This window comes from Streptomyces sp. NPDC034111 (assembly GCF_055575375.1).
Genome location: NZ_JBVIST010000022.1, coordinates 38,519 through 52,669, shown reverse-complemented (window position 1 = coordinate 52,669; position 14,151 = coordinate 38,519). Strand labels below are relative to the sequence as shown.

Genomic DNA, 14,151 nt, shown 5'->3' with positions numbered 1-14,151 from the left:
GTACTGGACACACCGCGGTCCCTTCCACAACCGGTTCATCGCCCCCCTTGCCCGTTAGGCTGAGCGCCATTTCGTTCCGCCGTTGCCGACGGCCGACGGTCGACACTGATGACGAGCCGACAGCAGTACCGAGCCGACAGAAGCGAGGCAGCCTTGTCCTTTCTCACCATCGGACACCGCGGGATGATGGGCGTCGAGCCCGAGAACACCCTGCGCTCCTTCGTCCGTGCCGAACACGAAGGCCTCGACGTCATCGAACTGGATCTGCATCTGAGCAAGGACGGCGCACTCGTGGTGATGCACGACGCGGACGTGGACCGGACCACCGACGGAACCGGCCCGATCGCCGAGCGAACCCTCGCCGAACTGCGTGAGCTGGACGCCGGGGAAGGCGAGCGGATCCCCGTCTTCGAGGAGGTCGTGGCAGCGGTCAAGGCGCCGCTCCAGGCCGAGATCAAGGACGTGGCGGCCGCGCAGGCGCTGGCCGAGGTGATGCGGTCGCACGACCTGGTCGGCCGGGTCGATGTGATCTCCTTCCACGACGAGGCGCTGGCCGCGATCCGCACCCTGCTGCCCGGGGTGCGCACCGCGCTGGTCGGCAGCCGTTACGGCGCCGACGTCGTCGACCGCGCCCAGGCCGTCGGCGCGACGATGCTCTCGCTGAACATCCGCCGGCTCACCCTCGAACTGGTCGAGCGGGCGCACGCCGCCCATCTGAAGGTCGTCGCCTGGACCGTCAACACCCACGATCAGCTGCGACTGGCGCGCGGCCTCGGCCTGGACGGGGTGGTCACCGACCTGCCGGAGATCCGCCGGGCGGTGCGCTTCACCGCGTAACAGGCGGCCGGGGAAATCCGCAGTTCATACGCCTGCAATCGGCTTCCACCATGCGGACGTTTGCCCCGGTGATCTCGACAGACGGCCGTGCGCACTGCCACTCTCCCGCCATGCGCCTCGTCAACCGCACTCTCCGCCTTGCCATTTGTGCCTCCGTCACGCTGCTCACCGCGGCCGTCGGCTGTGCCCCGCAGGACGAGTCCCCCGGTGGTCCGCGGGCCGCCGGGCAGGGCAAGCGGAACTGTGCCCGCGGCAAACTGGCCACCGTGGCGGCCGGCAAGCTCACCGTCGGCACCGACAAACCCGCGTACGCACCGTGGTTCATCGACGACGACCCGGCCAGCGGCAAGGGCTTCGAGTCCGCGGTGGCCTATGCCGTCGCCAAGCGGCTGGGCTACGGCAAGGGTGCGGTGGAGTGGCAGACCGTGCCGTTCAACAACGCCTTCGCGCCCGGTGAGAAGAAGTTCGACTTCGACATCAACCAGATCTCCGTCAGCACCGAGCGCAAGCGGGCCGTCGCCTTCTCCTCCGGGTATTACGACGTACGGCAGGCGGTCATCGCCCTCAAGGGCTCCAAGGCCGCACGCGCCACGTCCCTCGCCGACCTCAAGGACATCAAGCTCGGCGCGCAGGTCGGCAGCACCAGCCTCGATGTCGTCAACGACACCATCCGCCCGGACCGCCCGGCAGCCGTCTTCCAGAAGAACGACTTCGCCAAGTCGGCCCTGAAGAACGGGCAGGTCGATGCGATCGTCACCGATCTGCCGACGGCCTTCTACATCACCTCCGCCGAGGTGAAGGACGCCAAGGTGGTCGGCCAGTTCGCCGCCACCGGCACGGAGAAGGAGCAGTTCGGGCTGGTGCTGGACAAGCAGAGCCCGATCACCGGGTGTGTGACGGCCGCGGTCGATGCGCTGCGCAAGGACGGTACGCTCGCCGCGCTGGAGAAGAAGTGGCTGAGCGACGCCGTGGCCGCCCCGGTGCTCAAGTGACGTACGAGAAGCAGACGTTGAGGACGCCGGCGCCGCAGCCGGCGGAGGACGGGTACGTGCCCTCGGCGCGGCGGACCGAACGGGAGCGCTTCAAGCGGACCAGGGCCCGCCGGGCCACCGCCGTCGCCGCGCTGAGCACCCTGGTCACCGCCGCCGTCCTCTACCTCGTCATCACCCGCTCCCCCGGCTGGCCGCGCACCCGCGACACCTTCTTCAGCGCCGAGTACGCCCGCAAGGCGCTGCCGAAGGTGCTGGACGGGCTGGTGCTGAACCTGAAGCTGCTGGTGGTGTGCGGGGCGGCGGTGCTGGTGCTCGGCCTGCTGCTGGCGGTGGCCCGGACGCTGCGCGGCCCGGTGTTCTTCCCGCTGCGCGCGCTGGCCACCGCGTACACCGACTTCTTCCGCGGACTGCCGCTGATCATCTGTCTGCTGATGGTGGTCTTCGGGGTGCCGGCGCTGCGGCTGCAAGGGGTGACCACCGATCCGGTCGTGCTCGGCGGCGCCGCGCTGGTGCTGACGTACTCGGCGTATGTGGCCGAGGTCTTCCGGGCGGGCATCGAGTCGGTGCACCCCTCACAGCGGGCCGCGGCCCGGTCGCTGGGGCTCTCCGGCGGACAGGCGCTGCGCTTCGTCGTCCTGCCCCAGGCGGTGCGGCGCGTGGTGCCGCCGCTGCTGAACGATCTGGTGTCGCTCCAGAAGGACACCGGCCTGGTCTCCATCGCGGGCGCGGTGGACGCCGTCTACGCGGCACAGATCATCGCCGGCAAGGACTTCAACTTCACCCCGTACGTCGTGGCCGGGCTGGTCTTCGTCGCGCTGACGATCCCCATGACGCGCTTCACGGACTGGGTCACGGCCCGGATGGACCGCAGGCGCGCCCAAGGAGGCCTCGTATGAGCACGACGGAGAACACACCGGTGCCGGCCGCCGAGGGCGCGGCCGGGGGGCCCGGCGGCGGACCGGTGCTGCGGCTGGAGTCCGTACGCAAGACGTACGGGCGCGGCACGGTCGTCCTGCGGGACGTGGACCTGGACGTCGCCCCGCACACCGTCACCGCGCTGATCGGCGCCTCGGGGTCGGGCAAGTCCACGCTGCTGCGGTGCGCGAACCTGCTGGAGGAGATCGACGACGGGGCGATCTTCCTGGACGGTGCGGAGATCACCGATCCGCGGGCCGACCCGGATGCGGTGCGCCGCCGGATCGGTGTGGTCTTCCAGGCCTACAACCTCTTCCCGCACATGACCGTGCTGGACAACATCACGCTGGCGCCGCGCCGGGTGCACGGGGTGCCGCGCGCCGAGGCCGAGGCGCGCGCCCATGAGCTGCTGGAGCGGCTGGGTCTTGGCGGGCGGGCCGCCGAGTACCCGGACCGGCTCAGCGGCGGCCAGCAGCAGCGGGTCGCGATCGTCCGCGCGCTGGCCGGGCGGCCCCGGCTGCTGCTGCTCGACGAGATCACCGCGGCGCTCGACCCCGAACTGGTCGGCGAGGTGCTGGGCGTGGTCCGCGACCTCAAGGAAGAGGGCATGACCATGGTCCTCGCCACCCATGAGATGGGCTTCGCACGGGACGTCGCCGACCAGGTGTGCTTCCTGGACGACGGGGTGATCCTGGAGCGCGGCGCCCCCGAGCAGGTCTTCGGTGACCCGCAGCACGACCGCACCCGGCAGTTCCTCCAGCGGATCATCCAGGCGGGGCGGCTGTAGGGGGTGTCCTCCCGATCAAGCCGGCCTCGCGTCGTGTCAGCCGAGCGGCTTGACCAGCAGCTCGAATTCCAGGTCGTCGCGCTGCGGGATGCCGAACCGCTCGTCGCCGTACGGGAACGGGCTGAGCTGTCCGGTGCGCCGGTAGCCACGGCGCTCGTACCAGGCGATCAGCTCCGCGCGCTGCCGGATGACCGTCATGTGCATCTCGCGGGCACCCCAGGCCGCCACGGCGGTCCGCTCGGCCTCGGCGATGATGATCTTGCCGAGGCCGCCGCCCTGGAGGTCCGGGCGTACCGCGAACATCCCGAAGTACGCGTGGTGCTCGCGGTGTTCGAGCTGGCAGCAGGCGATCAGCTCACCGTCCCGCTCGGCGATCAGCAGCCGGCTGCTCTCGCTGTGCACCACGGCGGCGACGCCCTCCGGGTCGGTGCGCTGCCCCTCCAGCAGATCCGCCTCCGTCGTCCAGCCGGCCCGGCTCGTGTCCCCGCGGTACGCCGACTCTATGAGGGCGACGAGGCCGGGGATATCGGTGTCCAGGGCTGTACGGAAGGTCAGCTCGGTGGTGGGCACGGTGCAATGTCCTCTCGGTCCGGGCGGAGGGGCCGGCCTGCGCCGGGCCAGGTGCGTGGTGGATGGCTGGCTGGACGGATGGATTGGTGTATGAGCGGTTTGGCGGGCGAAAGTGAGGCTAACAAGAGAGTTGCGCGGCATGTCAGGGCCGTGGCCGGGTCTTTCACCGGGCCGGGCGGGGGTGCGGCGTAGGGTCCTGGCATGGTGCACGTACTGAGCAGCAGGGTGCTGTTGCGGCCGTCCGACCCCGAGCGGTCCCGGGCGTTCTACGGCGGGGCGCTGGGCCTGGAGATCTACCGGGAGTTCGGCAGCGGCCCCGAGCGCGGCACGGTCTACTTCCTCGGCGGCGGCTTCCTGGAGGTCTCCGGCCGCGCCGCGCAGCCTCCGGCGGACACCCTCCAGCTGTGGCTCCAGGTGGCGGACGTGGCGGCGGCGCACGACGAGCTGGTGGCGCACGGGGTGGAGGTGCTGCGGCCGCCTGTCCAGGAGCCCTGGGGCCTGATCGAGATGTGGATCGCCGACCCGGACGGGCACCGCCTGGTGCTGACGGAGGTGCCGGCGGATCACCCGTTGCGGTATCGGGCCTGACGGTCCGCTGCGCTGGGCTGCGCTGGTCCGTTGTCCCACGATTTCGGCTCTCCCGCCGTGGTCGCTTGTCGCCGTTGCTCCCCGGGGTGGGTGTTCCGGGTCGCGTGGTACGTGCTCCCCGCGTGCGTCCGTGCGCTCCCGTGTGCCGGGCGTCGGACGGGCATCAAGCAGCCGATGCGTACGGGTAGCGGGGACCCCAGGGGAGGCGCTTTGTGCACGGACCGACGTGGGCCGGCTGGCTGCTGGTGCTGCTGTGTGCCGGGGCCGGTACGTACTGCCTGGTGCGGGCGCGCAGGGGGCCGGCCGCGGAGCGGACGGTGGCGCGCGGCGAGGGGCTGATGGCGCTGGGGATGGCGGCGATGGCGCTGCCGGCGTCCGCGGTGGCGCCGCCTGTGTGGTCGCCGTGGCTGTTCAGCGCGGTCTTCGGGGCGACGGGGCTGTGGGCGCTCGTACGGCGGCATGTGCATCATGCGGTGGGGGCGTTGGCGATGGTGTACATGGCGGTGGCGATGCCCGCGGACGCCATGGCGCATATGGCGCACTCGGCGCCGGCCGGGGTGCCGTTGCTGACGGGGCTGCTGCTCGCGTACTACACGGTGTACGTCATCGCGGCGGGCATCCGGCTGCCGGTGGTGGACGGGCCGGTGGCGGCCGGGGTGCTCCAGGCGTGCCGGGTGACGATGGGCATCGGGATGCTGGCGATGCTGCTGGCGCTGTGAGCCGTTCACACGTGTGACGAGGGTGTCGTGTGTCACTTCCGGCGCACGGCCGTACCAACGAGTAGCCGTGCGCTCATAGGGTGACGGCATGATGGTCCCGATCGCGCTGATGGTTCTCGGCGTGCTGGCCGCGTCGATGGCGCCGCGGCTGATGGCCCGTTCCGACTGGCCCGACCGTGAGCCGGTGCTCGCCCTGTGGGTGTGGCAGTGCGTGGTCGCCGGTGTCCTGCTGTGCTGTGTGCTGGCGATGTCGCTGAGCGCGGCGGCGGCCTGGGAATCCGTCCGCAGCCCGGTGTTCGGCCTTGCCCCCCGGGTGGTCGTCGAGGCGTACGCGCTCCAGGCGCACGGGCCCTGGGCCGGGCTGCTGGCGCTTCTTCTGGCGGGCGGCGGGGCCTGGACCGCGGTGGCACTGACCCGCGAGGTACGGGCGGCGCGGGCCCGCCGTCGGCAGCGCCGGGCCGATCTGCTGCGCCGGGCGCCGTTGTTGCCCGGTGAGGAGCCTTCCGGGGAGCGGCTGGTGGTGCTGGAGGGTGACCGCCCGGAGGCCTGGTGGCTCGCTCATTCCTCTCCCCAACTGGTCATCACCACCTCGGCGTTGCGGCGACTGAAGGCGCGTCAGCTCGATGCGCTGATCGCCCATGAGCAGGGCCATGTGCGGGCCCGGCACGACCTCCTGCTCTACTGCGCCTCGGCGCTGGCCGCCGGCCATCCGCAGATCCCGGTCTTCGCCGCGTTCCGTGACCAGGTGCACCGGCTGGTCGAACTGGCCGCAGACGATGCCGCCTCGCGCCGCTTCGGCCGGCTGACCTTCGCCCTGGCGCTGGTCGAACTCAACGAGGACCGTGGGGTGTTCGGCCCCTGTCCGGCGCAACTCGCCCAGGTCCCCGAGCGGGTGGACCGGCTGCTGTCCCCGCCTCCCCGCTTCAGCCCCGGCCGCCGGCTGCGGATGACGGCGGTCGCGGCGCTGGTGCCCGCGGTGCCGCTGCTGGTGACGTTCGTGCCGGGGCTGACCGCACTGACGTAGGGTCCGGGCCATGTCCCGTGTCCTTCGCCCCTGTACCGCCCTGTTCCTGTTACTGCTCGGCCTGGTCGTGCTGCGCTGGGGGCCGCTGCTGTCACTGGACGCGGCCGTGGCGGGCGCGCTGCACCGTACGGCCGTGACCTCGCCCGGCTGGACCCGGGTGAGTCAGGTGTTCAGCGACCGGGTGTGGGACCCCTGGGCGATGCGTGTGCTGATCGCGGTGGCGGTGGGGCTGCTGCTGCGGCGGGGTGCGCGCCGGCTCGCGGTCTGGGTGGCGGCCACCGCGCTGGCCGGTACGGTGCTCCAGCAGACGCTGAAGGGGCTGGTGGGCAGGGCGCGCCCGGTCTGGCCTGATCCGGTGGACTCCGCGCACTACGCGGCGTTCCCCTCGGGTCATGCGATGTCGGTGGTGGTCGCGGGTGCGTTGCTGCTGTGGCTGCTGCGTCTGTACGGGGCGCGGGCGTCGTGGCGGTGGACGGCTCGGGCGCTGGTCTGCTTCTCGGCCGTCGGTGTCGGCTTCACCCGGGTGTATCTGGGGGTGCACTGGCCTTCGGACGTCCTGGGCGGCTGGTTGCTGGGCGGCGCCCTGGTGGCCGGGGCGGCAGCGGCGTACTCCGCGTACCCGTCCAGAGGGCCCCATTGGCTCGGCCCCGCACACCGGTCAGGATGACCTCATGACCACGATCAAGGGTGTGCTCTTCGACTTCTCCGGGACCCTGCTGCGGATCGAGTCCCCGGACTCCTGGCTGCGGGCCGCGCTGAGGGCGACCGGCACGGACATGGACGATGCCGAGATCGCCCTGCGGGCGGCCGAGCTGGACCGGGCGGGGGCGCTGCCCGGTGGCTCCCCGCCCGTCGAGCTCCCCGCGGAACTGGCCGCGCTGTGGGAGAACCGCGACCGCGACGCCCGCCACCACCGGGCGGTGTACACCGGGCTGGCCCGTCAAGTCCCGCTCCCCCGGCCTGAGTTGTACGACGCGTTGTACGACCGCCACAAGACGCCGGAGGCCTGGCACCCGTACCCCGACGCCGCCGAGGTGCTGGCGGAGCTGCGGCGACGGGGCGTCCGGGTTGGCGTCCTGAGCAACATCGGGTGGGATCTGCGGCCGGTGCTGCGCGCCCATGATCTGGAGCGCCATCTGGACACCTCGGTGCTGTCCTACGAGCACGGCCTCCAGAAGCCGGATCCGCGGCTCTTCGCCCTGGCGTGCCGGGAGTTGGGGCTCGACCCGTCCGCCGTCCTGATGGTGGGCGACGACCGCCGGGCGGACGGCGGCGCCACGGCCCTGGGCTGCGCCTTCCTGCCCGTGGACCCGCTGCCGGTGCAGCGCCGCCCGGACGGGCTGCGGCCGGTGCTGGATCTCGTGGGCTGAGCGGCGGGCGGTCTCACTCCGCGGGGCGCAGCGCCAGCCATTGCTGGAGTTCGACGAGGTTGCCCTCCGGGTCCGTCAGGTGGGCGACCCGCATCCGGTCCGTCATCGGCGCCGGGCCATGGGCGAGCACGGCGCCGCGCGCGGTGATCTGCGCACAGTAGGAGTCCAGGTCATCGACCCGCAGTGCGATGAGGGAGCGGTGGCCGGCGGGCGGCGCGGCCAGTTCGCCGAGGAGCGCGGCAAGCTGCTCGCGTTGCTGCAACGCGAGGCCCGCGGAGCCTTCGTCGCAGGTGAACTTGGCGTACGGACCGTCCTCCGCCTCGAACTGCGGCGTGAGGCCGAGCACCTCGCGGTAGAAGCGGTAGCAGCCGCGGAAGTCCGTGACGAGCAGGCGGATCTGGGCGATTTCCATTGGTTCCCCCTATGGCGTGATGAAGGTGGCAGCGGATAGCGCTCCGCCCCGGACGGTGCATGGCCGTCCGGGGCGGAGTGGTGGTGCGTCCGGCGCGTCAGGCGAGGGTGTCGAGGGCCTGGTTGAAGGTCTTCGACGGACGCATGACGGCGGCGGCCTTGGCCGCGTCGGGGCGGTAGTAGCCGCCGATGTCGGCCGGCGAGCCCTGCACCGCGATCAGCTCGTCGACGATGGTCTGCTCCTGCTCGGCGAGCGTCTTGGCGAGGCCCGAGAAGGCCTGGGCGAGCTGGGCGTCGTCGGTCTGCTTGGCCAGCTCCTGGGCCCAGTAGAGCGCCAGGTAGAAGTGGCTGCCGCGGTTGTCGATACCGCCGAGCTTGCGGCTGGGCGACTTGTTCTCGTTGAGGAAGGAGCCGGTCGCCCGGTCGAGGGTGTCGGCTAGCACCTGGGCGCGCGCGTTACCCGTCTTCTGCGCAAGGTGCTCGAAGCTGACCGCCAGCGCCAGGAACTCGCCCAGGCTGTCCCAGCGCAGGTAGTTCTCCTTGACGAGCTGCTGGACGTGCTTGGGGGCGGAGCCGCCGGCGCCGGTCTCGAAGAGCCCGCCGCCGTTCATCAGCGGAACGACCGAGAGCATCTTGGCGCTGGTACCCAGCTCCAGGATCGGGAAGAGGTCGGTCAGGTAGTCACGCAGCACGTTGCCGGTGACGGAGATGGTGTCCTCGCCCCGGCGGATGCGGTCGAGGGAGAACTTGATCGCGTGCACCGGCGCCATGATCTCGATCTGGAGACCCTCGGTGTCGTGCTCGGCGAGGTACGTCTTGACCTTCTGGATCAGCTGCGCGTCGTGCGCGCGGTCCTCGTCGAGCCAGAAGACGGCCGGGGTGCCGGTGGCGCGGGCGCGGGTGACGGCGAGCTTGACCCAGTCGCGGATCGGCGCGTCCTTGGTCTGGCACATCCGGAAGATGTCGCCGGCGCCGACGGCCTGCTCCAGAACGGCGTTGCCGGCCTGGTCGAGGACCCGCACGGTGCCCGTGGTGGGGATCTCGAAGGTCTTGTCGTGGCTGCCGTACTCCTCGGCCTTCTGCGCCATCAGGCCGACGTTGGGCACCGAGCCCATGGTCGCCGGGTCGTAGGCGCCGTGCGCGCGGCAGTCGTCGATGGCGACCTGGTAGATGCCGGCGTAGCTGCTGTCGGGCAGGACCGCGAGGGTGTCGTGCTCCTGGCCGTCCGGGCCCCACATGTGGCCGGAGGTGCGGATCATGGCCGGCATGGAGGCGTCGACGATGACGTCGCTGGGCACGTGCAGGTTGGTGATGCCGCGGTCCGAGTCGACCATCGCCAGCTCGGGGCCCTCGGCGAGCTCCGCGTCGAAGGACGCCTTGATCTCGGCGCCCTCGGGCAGCGACTCCAGGCCCTTGTAGAGGCCGCCGAGACCGTCGTTCGGGGTCAGGCCGGCGGCGGCGAGCGCCTCGCCGTACTTGGCGAAGGTCTTCGGGAAGAACGCCCGGACCACGTGGCCAAAGATGATCGGGTCGGAGACCTTCATCATCGTGGCCTTGAGGTGGACGGAGAACAGCACGCCCTCGGCCTTGGCACGGGCGACCTGCGCGGTCAGGAACTCGCGCAGCGCGGCGACGCGCATGACGGAGGCGTCGACGACCTCACCGGCGAGGACCGGGACCGACTCGCGCAGCACGGTGGTGGAGCCGTCGTCACCGGCGAGCTCGATGCGCAGCGAGCCGGCGTCGGCGATGACCGCGGACTTCTCGGTGGAGCGGAAGTCGTCGTTGTCCATGTGGGCGACATTGGTCTTCGATCCGGCCGTCCACTCGCCCATGCGGTGCGGGTGGGCCTTGGCGTAGTTCTTCACCGAGGCGGGCGCGCGGCGGTCGGAGTTGCCCTCGCGCAGGACCGGGTTGACGGCGCTGCCCTTGACCTTGTCGTAGCGGGCGCGGATGTCGCGCTCCGCGTCGGTCTTGGGGTCGTCCGGGTAGTCGGGCAGCGCGTAGCCCTGCTCCTGGAGCTCCGCGATCGCGGCCTTGAGCTGCGGGATCGAGGCCGAGATGTTGGGCAGCTTGATGATGTTGGCTTCGGGCGTCTTGGCCAGCGCGCCCAGCTCGGCGAGGGCGTCGTCGAGACGCTGGCCCTCCTCCAGACGCTCGGGGAAGCTCGCGATGATGCGCCCGGCCAGAGAGATGTCACGGGTCTCCACGCCGACACCGGCCGTCGACGCGTATGCCTGGATCACAGGCAAGAACGAATACGTCGCCAGGGCCGGGGCCTCGTCAGTGTGGGTATAGATGATGGTCGAGTCAGTCACCGGGTGCTCCGCTCCACGTCTGCAACATTGCTCGACATCAAGATATCTCCTGATCGCCTCCGTCTCGACAGGACCCCGCCCCGGGCGAATCCGGAAGAATCGCCTCCGCCCAGCCGCAAACGGCGAAAACCGGTTGCCCGTCGTGGCGTAGCGGGCGGTCTACTTCTCGGCCGCCGGCCGATAGGTGCATACGTGCACGCCCGTCTTGCTGGTGACCGTGGAGACCAGTTCGAGCGTGCGGAGGGCGCCGTCGTCGGGGAAGATCTTCTTGCCGCCGCCGAGGAGCACCGGCATGATCATGAGCCGCAGCTCGTCGACCATTCCCTCGCCGAGGAGCGTGCGCACCAGCGTGGGGCTTCCCATGACGAGCAGGTCGCCGCCCTCGGCCCCGCGCAGCTCGCGGATGCGGGCGACGGCCTCGTCGCCGGGGATGCGGGTGGTGTTGTCCCACGTCAGCTCGTCGTCGCCCAGCGTCTTGGACACCACGTACTTCGGGATGGTGTTCATCATGTCCGCGAACGGGTCGCCGGCCCGCTCGGGCCACGCCGCGGCCATCGTCTGCCAGGTGCGGCGCCCGAACAGCAGCGCCTCGGCCTTGGTCAGCGCTTCGGTGAAGGCCCCGCCCACCGCCTCCGGGTCGAAGAACGGGTGCGACCAGCCACCGTGGGCGAAGCCGCCGTCGGTGTCCTCCTCGGCGCCACCCGGCGCCTGCACGATGCCGTCCAGGCTGATGAACTCGCTGATGACGATGCGCATAGGACTCGCTTCTCTTCCTGGTTTCGGGGAGGGGTGATGCGTTGGGTCGGGTTACGGCTCTTGGGATGGGACTACGTCGTCTTGAGGTGGGCCGCCTTCGGGGTACGTCAGTACAGACGACCGCGCGGCTCCGGAATCATCGCCGCGCGCGATGGTGCAGAGGTGAGGCGGAGTCCGCGGCTTCCTCCGGGGCGGAGTGTTTCACTTCGCGCGGTCTTCGGCGCCCTTCACCATGACAGTCACGTCAGTGGTCTCCGTGCTCATTGTGTGCGGTCGGCCGGTGCCGGAGGAGGACCACCTGGGAATCGAAGGTCCTGGTTTCGATGAGGGTCAGACCGAATCGCCGCTGGGGCGTACGGAAGACGGGCCTGCCGCCGCCGAGCACCACGGGGTGGACGAAGATCTGGTACTCGTCGATCAGCCCGTGCTCGGTGAGGAACCCGGCGAGCTCGGAACCGCCGAACAGCAGCAGGTGGGCGCCGCCCTGCTTGAGGGCGGTGAGCTCCTCGACCACGTTCGTCCTGATCACGCGGGTGTTCCAGTCGGCCTCCTCCAGCGTGGAGGAGACCACCACCTTGGGGGTGTTGCGCCAGACGGGGGCGAACGCGAGGTCGTGCGCGTCGGTGGAGAACTCTTCGGCGCGCGGCCAGTAGCCGGACATCATGTCCCACACGGCGCGGCCGTAGAGAAAGATGTCGGCGCCGGCGGCCAGGGACTGTGAGTGGGCGGAGAGTTCGTCGCCCATGACGGGCCAGTCGAATGCGCCGTCCGGGCCTTCGATGTAGCCGTCCAGTGACTGGTGCACAAAGTGGGTGATCTTGCCCATGGGAAGCGGAGTCTCCTGATGCGTGAGGGCCCGGAAGGGCGCCGACCGGCCTTTGTGTACGATGTCCACATTCGGAGGGTGCGGCGATCCGCGGCCCCCGATTGATCAAGCAGGAGCCTAGACGAGACAAGTGGATGCTGTCCACATTGGAGTTGATGAGTGTGTCCGGGGACGGCAAGTCGAAGCGGGAGACCTACCGCCACGGCGACCTCCGCAACGCGCTGATCGAGGCCGGTCTCGAACTCGCCCGCGAGGGCGGGCCGGAGGCCGTCGTGCTGCGCGCCGCGACCCGCCACGCGGGGGTCGTGCCCAACGCCGCCTACCGCCACTTCGCCGACCGCGGCGCCCTGCTGCACGCCGTCTCGCAGGCCTCCATGGCCCAGGTCGCCCGCGCCATGGAGGCCGAACAGGCCGCCCTGCCACCGGCCCCGGACGCGGCGGGCGCCGCCCGGGCCCGCTTCCGCGCGGTCGGCACCGGCTACCTCCGCTTCGCCCAGGAGGAACCGGGGCTGTTCCGCACCGCCTTCCACGTCCCCGGCGATATGGCGCACGCCGCCGCCGAATCCGCCGCCGGGGCCGGTGGGAAGACCCCCTTCGAACTCCTCGGCGCCGCCCTCGACGACCTGGTGGAGACCGGGCTCCTGCCCGAGGACCGCCGCCCCGGCGCGGAATTCCTCGCCTGGTCCGCCGTCCACGGCCTGGCCGTCCTCCTCATCGACGGCCCGCTCCGCGGCCTCCACCCCATCCAGGCCCATGACGCGGCCCAGCACCTGATCGACATGGTCGAACGCGGCCTCTGAGCCGGAGACATCGCCGCTTCGGCGTACGTCGGCGCCGTTCGGGGGCGGAGGAGGCGGCCAACTCTTCAGCGGGGAGCGCTGGTTGCTAGAAGTACGACTGAAGCGTCCCCCGGCGCCGCACGTCCACCGTCGCGCAGTGGAACGAGCCGCCGAAGCTGTTGAAGTTACGGAAGTTGCAGGGGATCGGTGTGAAGCCGAACTTCTTCATCGTCGCGATCATCGGCTCGTCCTGCGCCTCGACGATCACCCGCTCCTCGTCCAGCATCAGGATGTTCATGTTGATCCACTTGCTGGTCATGTACAGCGGATGCCCATCGGGGATGACGGGAGTGGGGGCGGTCATCACGTCCCAGCCCTTGAACAGCCCCGGCACCTCGGGCACCCGCTCGGGGTGGATCAGCAGCTTGCCCGGGGCCATCGGCACCAGCGTGGCGTCGATATGCATCGGGTGCGAGTCCTTGAACTCGAAGACATGGATGCGGTATTCGTCGCCCAGATGGCGGCGCAGCCACTCGATGCCGAAGTCATTGGTGACATTGCTCTTCTGCGCGATGATGTCGCGCCCGCAACGGGTGAAATCGGCCGCGTCGAAGGTTGGCTCGAATTCGGTCACCACCAGCCGCTGCGGGCCGTCCTCGCCCGGGTCGGTCCAGTCCTGGTCGAACTGTGCGTCCGTCAGCTCCGGCTTCGGTGCCGCGGTCCACTTCGCTCCGCCGTGGAAGTACTCCTTCAGCAGCGGCCGGTAGGCAAGGTTCTCGTAATAGCGGGAGCGCCAGGCCATCGGACACTCGATGATGTCCTCGCCGACCACCAGGATCGCGTCCCGGGGCATGGCCGCGTACATACCGGTACTGGTCCAGTCGAGCGTGGTGTACGGCGTGCGCTGAGGGATCGGTTCCGGCCTGCGGACCCGCACGCCCTCGCCTTCGAGGATGTGCACCAGTTCCTCCAGCTCCGCCCGTGCGGCGGCGACCTGTTCGGGCGGGAACGGCTGCCCCGCCTTCTGCCGGAAGGTCTCGTGCTGGTCACCGGGGAGCACCGGCGGCAGCGCCATGTGCCATGTGGGGAAGCTCGCCCCGTCAACAATTCCGACGATCACTTCCTCCAGCGGGTCCCACTCCGTAAAGGACCTCACGGGACTCTCCGAACGGCCGGAGGAAGTGTATGAGTCACCCTGACCTATGTGCGGTGTCTCGGCGTTCACGCAGTTGCTCCTCATTGGGGGGTGCACGGCAGCC

Annotated in this window: 16 protein-coding genes; 10 read left to right on the top strand and 6 right to left on the bottom strand. The window is 70.5% G+C overall.

Annotation, left to right across the window (positions count from 1 at the left end; all coding sequences use genetic code 11):
- Positions 1 to 153 precede the first annotated feature (153 nt).
- The 4 genes from ACZ55A_RS32480 (at position 154) to ACZ55A_RS32465 (ending at position 3,531) form a co-directional block, all read left to right on the top strand.
- Positions 154 to 837 carry a glycerophosphodiester phosphodiesterase gene (locus ACZ55A_RS32480; RefSeq protein ID WP_468847749.1) on the top strand — a complete coding sequence of 228 codons (684 nt, stop codon included), beginning with the start codon at positions 154 to 156 and terminating at the stop codon, positions 835 to 837.
- 110 nt (positions 838 to 947) lie between these two features.
- On the top strand, positions 948 to 1,829 hold the full coding sequence (locus ACZ55A_RS32475) for an ABC transporter substrate-binding protein (protein ID WP_468847746.1): 882 nt from the start codon (positions 948 to 950) through the stop codon (positions 1,827 to 1,829).
- Positions 1,826 to 2,725, top strand: coding sequence for an amino acid ABC transporter permease (locus ACZ55A_RS32470; RefSeq protein ID WP_468847939.1), 900 nt, complete (start codon positions 1,826 to 1,828; stop codon positions 2,723 to 2,725). The genes ACZ55A_RS32475 and ACZ55A_RS32470 overlap by 4 nt, the downstream gene beginning before the upstream one ends.
- On the top strand, positions 2,722 to 3,531 hold the full coding sequence (locus ACZ55A_RS32465) for an amino acid ABC transporter ATP-binding protein (RefSeq protein ID WP_468847743.1): 810 nt from the start codon (positions 2,722 to 2,724) through the stop codon (positions 3,529 to 3,531). Before ACZ55A_RS32470 ends, ACZ55A_RS32465 begins: the two co-directional genes overlap by 4 nt.
- Positions 3,532 to 3,567: 36 nt before the next feature.
- Here the strand turns inward: ACZ55A_RS32465 and ACZ55A_RS32460 are convergent, their stop codons facing one another.
- Entirely contained in the window at positions 3,568 to 4,101 is a 534-nt protein-coding gene (locus ACZ55A_RS32460) for a GNAT family N-acetyltransferase (RefSeq protein WP_468847740.1), read from the bottom strand.
- Between the two features lie 201 nt (positions 4,102 to 4,302).
- On the opposite strand from ACZ55A_RS32460, the gene ACZ55A_RS32455 reads away from it, so the two are divergent.
- The 5 genes from ACZ55A_RS32455 (at position 4,303) to ACZ55A_RS32435 (ending at position 7,802) form a co-directional block, all read left to right on the top strand.
- Positions 4,303 to 4,689 carry a VOC family protein gene (locus ACZ55A_RS32455; RefSeq protein ID WP_468847738.1) on the top strand — a complete coding sequence of 129 codons (387 nt, stop codon included), beginning with the start codon at positions 4,303 to 4,305 and terminating at the stop codon, positions 4,687 to 4,689.
- A 212-nt stretch (positions 4,690 to 4,901) separates the two neighbouring features.
- Entirely contained in the window at positions 4,902 to 5,408 is a 507-nt protein-coding gene (locus tag ACZ55A_RS32450; RefSeq protein ID WP_468847735.1) for a DUF5134 domain-containing protein, read from the top strand.
- Between the two features lie 88 nt (positions 5,409 to 5,496).
- Positions 5,497 to 6,432 (top strand): M56 family metallopeptidase, encoded by a 936-nt coding sequence (locus ACZ55A_RS32445; RefSeq protein WP_468847732.1) that lies wholly within the window; start codon positions 5,497 to 5,499, stop codon positions 6,430 to 6,432.
- A 10-nt stretch (positions 6,433 to 6,442) separates the two neighbouring features.
- Positions 6,443 to 7,099: a phosphatase PAP2 family protein gene (locus tag ACZ55A_RS32440; RefSeq protein ID WP_468847729.1), complete on the top strand. Its 657-nt coding sequence runs from the start codon at positions 6,443 to 6,445 to the stop codon at positions 7,097 to 7,099.
- Positions 7,100 to 7,103: 4 nt separating this feature from the next.
- Entirely contained in the window at positions 7,104 to 7,802 is a 699-nt protein-coding gene (locus ACZ55A_RS32435) for an HAD family hydrolase (protein ID WP_468847727.1), read from the top strand.
- A gap of 13 nt (positions 7,803 to 7,815) precedes the next feature.
- Here ACZ55A_RS32435 and ACZ55A_RS32430 read toward each other — a convergent pair whose 3' ends face one another.
- The 4 genes from ACZ55A_RS32430 to ACZ55A_RS32415 all read right to left on the bottom strand — a co-directional run bounded on the left by ACZ55A_RS32430 (position 7,816) and on the right by ACZ55A_RS32415 (position 12,113).
- A complete protein-coding gene (locus ACZ55A_RS32430) occupies positions 7,816 to 8,214 on the bottom strand; it encodes a VOC family protein (protein WP_468847725.1) in 399 nt (132 codons plus the stop codon).
- A gap of 97 nt (positions 8,215 to 8,311) precedes the next feature.
- A complete protein-coding gene (locus ACZ55A_RS32425) occupies positions 8,312 to 10,531 on the bottom strand; it encodes an NADP-dependent isocitrate dehydrogenase (protein WP_468847722.1) in 2,220 nt (739 codons plus the stop codon).
- A gap of 159 nt (positions 10,532 to 10,690) precedes the next feature.
- Complete coding sequence (locus ACZ55A_RS32420) at positions 10,691 to 11,287, bottom strand: dihydrofolate reductase family protein (protein ID WP_468847720.1); 597 nt, start codon at positions 11,285 to 11,287, stop codon at positions 10,691 to 10,693.
- 244 nt (positions 11,288 to 11,531) lie between these two features.
- Entirely contained in the window at positions 11,532 to 12,113 is a 582-nt protein-coding gene (locus ACZ55A_RS32415) for a dihydrofolate reductase family protein (protein WP_468847717.1), read from the bottom strand.
- 155 nt (positions 12,114 to 12,268) lie between these two features.
- Here ACZ55A_RS32415 and ACZ55A_RS32410 point away from each other — a divergent pair, with 155 nt between their 5' ends.
- Entirely contained in the window at positions 12,269 to 12,913 is a 645-nt protein-coding gene (locus ACZ55A_RS32410) for a TetR/AcrR family transcriptional regulator (protein ID WP_468847715.1), read from the top strand.
- A gap of 85 nt (positions 12,914 to 12,998) precedes the next feature.
- Here the strand turns inward: ACZ55A_RS32410 and ACZ55A_RS32405 are convergent, their stop codons facing one another.
- Positions 12,999 to 14,048: an amidinotransferase gene (locus ACZ55A_RS32405; RefSeq protein WP_468847713.1), complete on the bottom strand. Its 1,050-nt coding sequence runs from the start codon at positions 14,046 to 14,048 to the stop codon at positions 12,999 to 13,001.
- Positions 14,049 to 14,151 lie beyond the last annotated feature (103 nt).

Bases quoted from the DNA above. Each gene is read 5' to 3' on its own strand.
- ACZ55A_RS32415 (WP_468847717.1), bottom strand. From the start codon at position 12,113: ATGGGCAAGATCACCCACTTTGTGCACCAGTCACTGGACGGCTACATC.
- ACZ55A_RS32410 (WP_468847715.1), top strand. From the start codon at position 12,269: ATGAGTGTGTCCGGGGACGGCAAGTCGAAGCGGGAGACCTACCGCCAC.
- ACZ55A_RS32420 (WP_468847720.1), bottom strand. From the start codon at position 11,287: ATGCGCATCGTCATCAGCGAGTTCATCAGCCTGGACGGCATCGTGCAG.
- ACZ55A_RS32475 (WP_468847746.1), top strand. From the start codon at position 948: ATGCGCCTCGTCAACCGCACTCTCCGCCTTGCCATTTGTGCCTCCGTC.
- ACZ55A_RS32455 (WP_468847738.1), top strand. From the start codon at position 4,303: ATGGTGCACGTACTGAGCAGCAGGGTGCTGTTGCGGCCGTCCGACCCC.
- ACZ55A_RS32445 (WP_468847732.1), top strand. From the start codon at position 5,497: ATGATGGTCCCGATCGCGCTGATGGTTCTCGGCGTGCTGGCCGCGTCG.
- ACZ55A_RS32435 (WP_468847727.1), top strand. From the start codon at position 7,104: ATGACCACGATCAAGGGTGTGCTCTTCGACTTCTCCGGGACCCTGCTG.
- ACZ55A_RS32440 (WP_468847729.1), top strand. From the start codon at position 6,443: ATGTCCCGTGTCCTTCGCCCCTGTACCGCCCTGTTCCTGTTACTGCTC.
- ACZ55A_RS32430 (WP_468847725.1), bottom strand. From the start codon at position 8,214: ATGGAAATCGCCCAGATCCGCCTGCTCGTCACGGACTTCCGCGGCTGC.
- ACZ55A_RS32465 (WP_468847743.1), top strand. From the start codon at position 2,722: ATGAGCACGACGGAGAACACACCGGTGCCGGCCGCCGAGGGCGCGGCC.